Genomic DNA, 4,040 nt, shown 5'->3' with positions numbered 1-4,040 from the left:
GGGTGGGCGTCTCGGGCAGGGCGGCGGACACGGGCGCCCGGGACTCTCCCCGGCCCGGCGGCGAGGTGCAAGCCAGCGGACGTTTGTCCGCCAGGGCCTCGCTCGGGTAGGAACGCGGTTCCCTCGAGAAGGAGCAGGCCATGCCGGACGTCATCGTGGTGGGAGCGGGACACAACGGACTCGTGACAGCGGCGATGCTCGCGCGCAGGGGCCTGTCCGTCACCGTCCTGGAGGAGAAGGACGTCATCGGCGGAGCGTGCCGGACGGAGTACCCGTTCAAGAGCGCGCCCGGGCTGGGCGTGTCCACGGGCGCGTACCTGCTGGGACTGATGCCCCCGGAGCTCCTGCGCGAGCTGGAGCTGGACCTGCCGCTCAAGCGGAGGGACCCGCACTACTTCCTGCCCACCACGGGCGAGCGCTATCTGCTGTTCGGCTCGGACGAGCGCGAGCTGAAGCGCCAGTTCCTCGAGTTCTTCTCGCAGGCGGACTGGGAGGCCAACCAGGCGATGAACGCGGAGCTGGCCGCGCTGCGTGACGACCTGGCGCCCGCGTGGCTCAAGCCGCCGCTGACCCACGAGGAGACCGCCGAGCGCTACATCCGGCCCGCGCTGCGCGAGCACTTCCTCCAGCTGTGTCGGGGCTCGGCGCGCCAGTACCTGGAGCGCTTCGGCTTCAAGTCCGACCTGGTGAAGGCCATGTACGCGGTGACGGACGCGTTCTCCGGACTGGACGGCGGCTACGACACGCCCGGCACGGGGATGAACCTGCTCGTCCACAACATGTGCCGGCTGCCGGGCAGCGGCGGCACGTGGATGATTGTCGGCGGCGGCATGGGCACCGTCACCCAGTCCATCGCCAACGTCGCGCGCAAGCACGGGGCGGTCATCCGCACGGGCGCGAAGGTGACGTCGGTGCGCGTGGACTCAGGCGTGGTGAAGGGCGTGGTGCTGGAGAACGGCGAGGAGCTCCAATCCTCCGTCGTCGTGTCCAACGGAGACCCGTTCCGCACGCTGAAGCTGGTGGACACCGCGGCACTGCCGGCGGACTACCGCGCGAAGGTGGGCGCGATGGCCGTGCCGGGCACCACGCTCAAGGTGAACCTGTGCCTGAAGGAGCTGCCGAGGTTCACCTGTCTGCCCGAGGACAAGGGCCAGTTCGGCCCCACCATCCACCTGCTGCCGCAGGAGGACGACGTGCTCGGCGCGCTGGAGCGCTCGTACCGCGACACGCAGGCGGGCAGGCTGTCCGACTTCCCCTCCATCGAGTGGTACATCCACACCACCGTGGATCCGTCGCTGCGCGACGCCGAGGGCCGCCACAACTCCGCGCTCTTCGTGGAGTGGGTGCCCTACAAGCTCGAGGGCACGACGTGGGAGAAGGAGGAGTCGCGCTACGTTCGGCAGTTGCTGTCCGTGTGCGACCGCTTCGCGCCGGGGACCAGTGATCTGGTCCAGGAGTACTTCGCCCTCACGCCGCCGAAAATCGAGAGCCACTTCGGAATCACCGGCGGGCACATCCACCATGTGGACAACAAGCTGGGCTTCACCGACAGGCTGCCCTACGAGACGCCGGTGCAGGGGCTCTACTTCTGCAGCGCGGGCTGCCACCCGGCGGGCAGCGTCATCGGCGCGGCGGGGCACAACTCGGCCCAGGTCGTGCTGAAAGCGCTCGGACGCTGAGTCGCAGCGCCTGGAGATGGATCCTTCGCGCCGTCGTGTTTAGATGACTGCCCCCATGAGCTACCTCGTCCTCGCCCGCAAATGGCGTCCGCAGAAGTTCGATGACATGACCGGACAGGAGCACGTCGTCCGGACCATCGCGAACGCCATCAAGATGGACCGGGTGGCGCACGCGTACCTGTTCTGCGGCCCGCGCGGCGTGGGCAAGACGACGGCCGCACGCCTGCTCGCCAAGGCCCTCAACTGTGAGAAGGGCCCCACGGCGACTCCCTGCGGTGAGTGCCGGGCCTGCACGGAGATTGCCGCCGGCACCAGCGTGGACGTGGCGGAGATCGACGGTGCCTCCAACAACGGCGTGGAGAACGTCCGCGAGATTCGCGAGAACGCGAAGTACCTGCCGCAGCGCGACCGGCACAAGATCTACATCATCGACGAGGTCCACATGCTGTCGGGAGCGGCGTTCAACGCGCTGCTCAAGACGCTGGAGGAGCCGCCCGGGCACGTGAAGTTCATCTTCGCGACGACCGAGGCGCACAAGCTCCCGGACACCATCCTGTCGCGCTGCCAGCGCCACAACTTCCGCCGCATCTCCGCGGCGCGGATGCTCCAGCGGCTGCAGGAGATCTGCAAGGCGGAGGGCGCGGGCATCTCGGACCGCTCGCTGTCGCTCGTGGTGCGCCAGTCCGAGGGCGGCATGCGCGACGCGCTCAGCCTGCTGGACCAGGTGCTCGCCTCGTGCGGAGCGAATCCCACGGACGAGGAGGTCGCCGAGGCGCTGGGCGCCATCGACCGGACGATGGTGCAGGACTTCGCCGACGCGCTGGTGCACAAGGATGCGAAGCGCGTGCTGGAGCGCGTGGAGGAGGTCTTCAACCGGGGCCTCGATTTGAAGCGCCTCGCGGAGGAGCTGGCGATGCAGCTTCGCCACCTCTTCGTCACCAAGACGCTGGGCGAGGCGCCCGCGGAGCTGGCCGAGTCCGAGCAGAAGGCGCTCGTGGCGCTGGCGAAGGACGCGGAGAGCGCGCAGCTCACGCGGCTGTTCGACGTGGTGCATGGCTCCGTCTGGGATGTGTCGCGCGCGGCGCAGCCGAGGCTCGCGCTGGAGATGGCGCTGTTGAAGGCCATCCAGTTGTCGCCCGGAGGGTCGATTCCGGAGCTGCTCGCGAAGGTGGACCGGCTCACGGCTGGACTGCCTCAGTCGGACAAGGCCAATGCTGGAGCGCCAGGAGGTCGCTCCAGTTCCACGAACTTTCGCGCCTGAGCCTCGCCAGGCTCCGCCCCCCGAAGCCGCGTCCGCCCCACGTCCATGGGAGACGGGTCGAGCCGCGCCCGCGACGGGGCAACAGCCCGCCTCGACGCCGAGGCCGGCGGGTACGTCCGGAGGAGTGCCATCGCACGATGGCGTGTCCACGGCCATGCCGTCGGCTCCGCCGCACTCGAGCGCGGGGGCGAGCAACGGGAGCACGTCGTCCCCTGGAGCGTCGACGCGCGGGCCGCTGGGTGGCGCGTTCGACGGTGCGCCGTCCGCCGCGCAGAGCGGACCGAGTGGCGCCGCGGGTCCTCAGCACGCAGTAGTGCCGGTGGGCCCGCCGCACGGGGGTCCATCGGATGCGTCTCGCGCGACTGTTGGCCAGGCCCCCGCCGGAATGATGGGGCGTGCGCCCTCGGGCCCGCCTTGGGACGCGACGGGGGCCTCGGCTGGGCAGCATTCCGCTGGAGCGCTGGGGCGTGCGCCATCGGGCCCACCCTGGGATGCCCCGGGTCCATCCGCGGGACAGCCCACCACCGGGTCCACGACACGTGCGCCGACAGGCCCACCGTGGGATGCGCCAGCACCGGCTTCCGGACCGCAGCCCACAGGAGACTTCGCGCGTCCCGCGCAAGCGCCTCGCTTCGATGCGCCCGCGTCATTCGACACGCGAGGCTCGGGCGCCTCTCGCTACGACGACTCCGACTACCAGCCCGAGCCACCACCGGACATCGACCTGCCCCGCCACGGTGGAGGCGCATCAGACGAACCGCCCGCCAACATCGCGCTGCCACGGCATGACGGGGCCGCACGTGACATCCCCCCGCCCCAGCCAGCCGCGGGCGCGTGGACGCCTCCAACTTCCGTCAGCGCCACCCCTCCCGTCCCCGCCACGGGTCCGGTGATGGCCGGGCTGCCTCCGTCCGCCGCGCGGCCCCTGTCCTTCCTGCGCAACGGCGGCGGCGCCCAGACTGTCTCGGACGCTCCGCCCCCATCGGCGTATCCCGTCGAGAATCCCCTGCCCTCGGGCCCCGTCCTGGACGGCCTGCCCCCGTCCGCCGCGCGGCCCCTGTCCTTCCTGCGCAACGGTCCGCCCGCGCCCACGGCAGCGC

General features: G+C 70.7%; 2 protein-coding genes and 1 pseudogene. All 3 read left to right on the top strand.

All coding sequences use genetic code 11. The features are described 5' to 3' along the window. The first annotated feature begins 140 nt into the window (after positions 1-140). Positions 141-1,679 (top strand): NAD(P)/FAD-dependent oxidoreductase, encoded by a 1,539-nt coding sequence (locus FL311_RS41695; RefSeq protein ID WP_141333167.1) that lies wholly within the window; start codon positions 141-143, stop codon positions 1,677-1,679. Positions 1,680-1,734: 55 nt separating this feature from the next. Further along, entirely contained in the window at positions 1,735-2,940 is a 1,206-nt protein-coding gene (gene dnaX, locus FL311_RS41690; RefSeq protein WP_141333166.1) for a DNA polymerase III subunit gamma/tau, read from the top strand. Positions 2,941-3,832: 892 nt separating this feature from the next. After that, positions 3,833-4,040 (top strand): annotated as a pseudogene (locus tag FL311_RS45770) (DNA polymerase III subunit gamma/tau); the annotation flags it as partial.

The organism is Myxococcus sp. AB025B (assembly GCF_006518215.1).
Taxonomy (GTDB): domain Bacteria; phylum Myxococcota; class Myxococcia; order Myxococcales; family Myxococcaceae; genus Myxococcus; species Myxococcus fulvus.
This window is presented reverse-complemented; position numbering and strand designations above follow the sequence as displayed.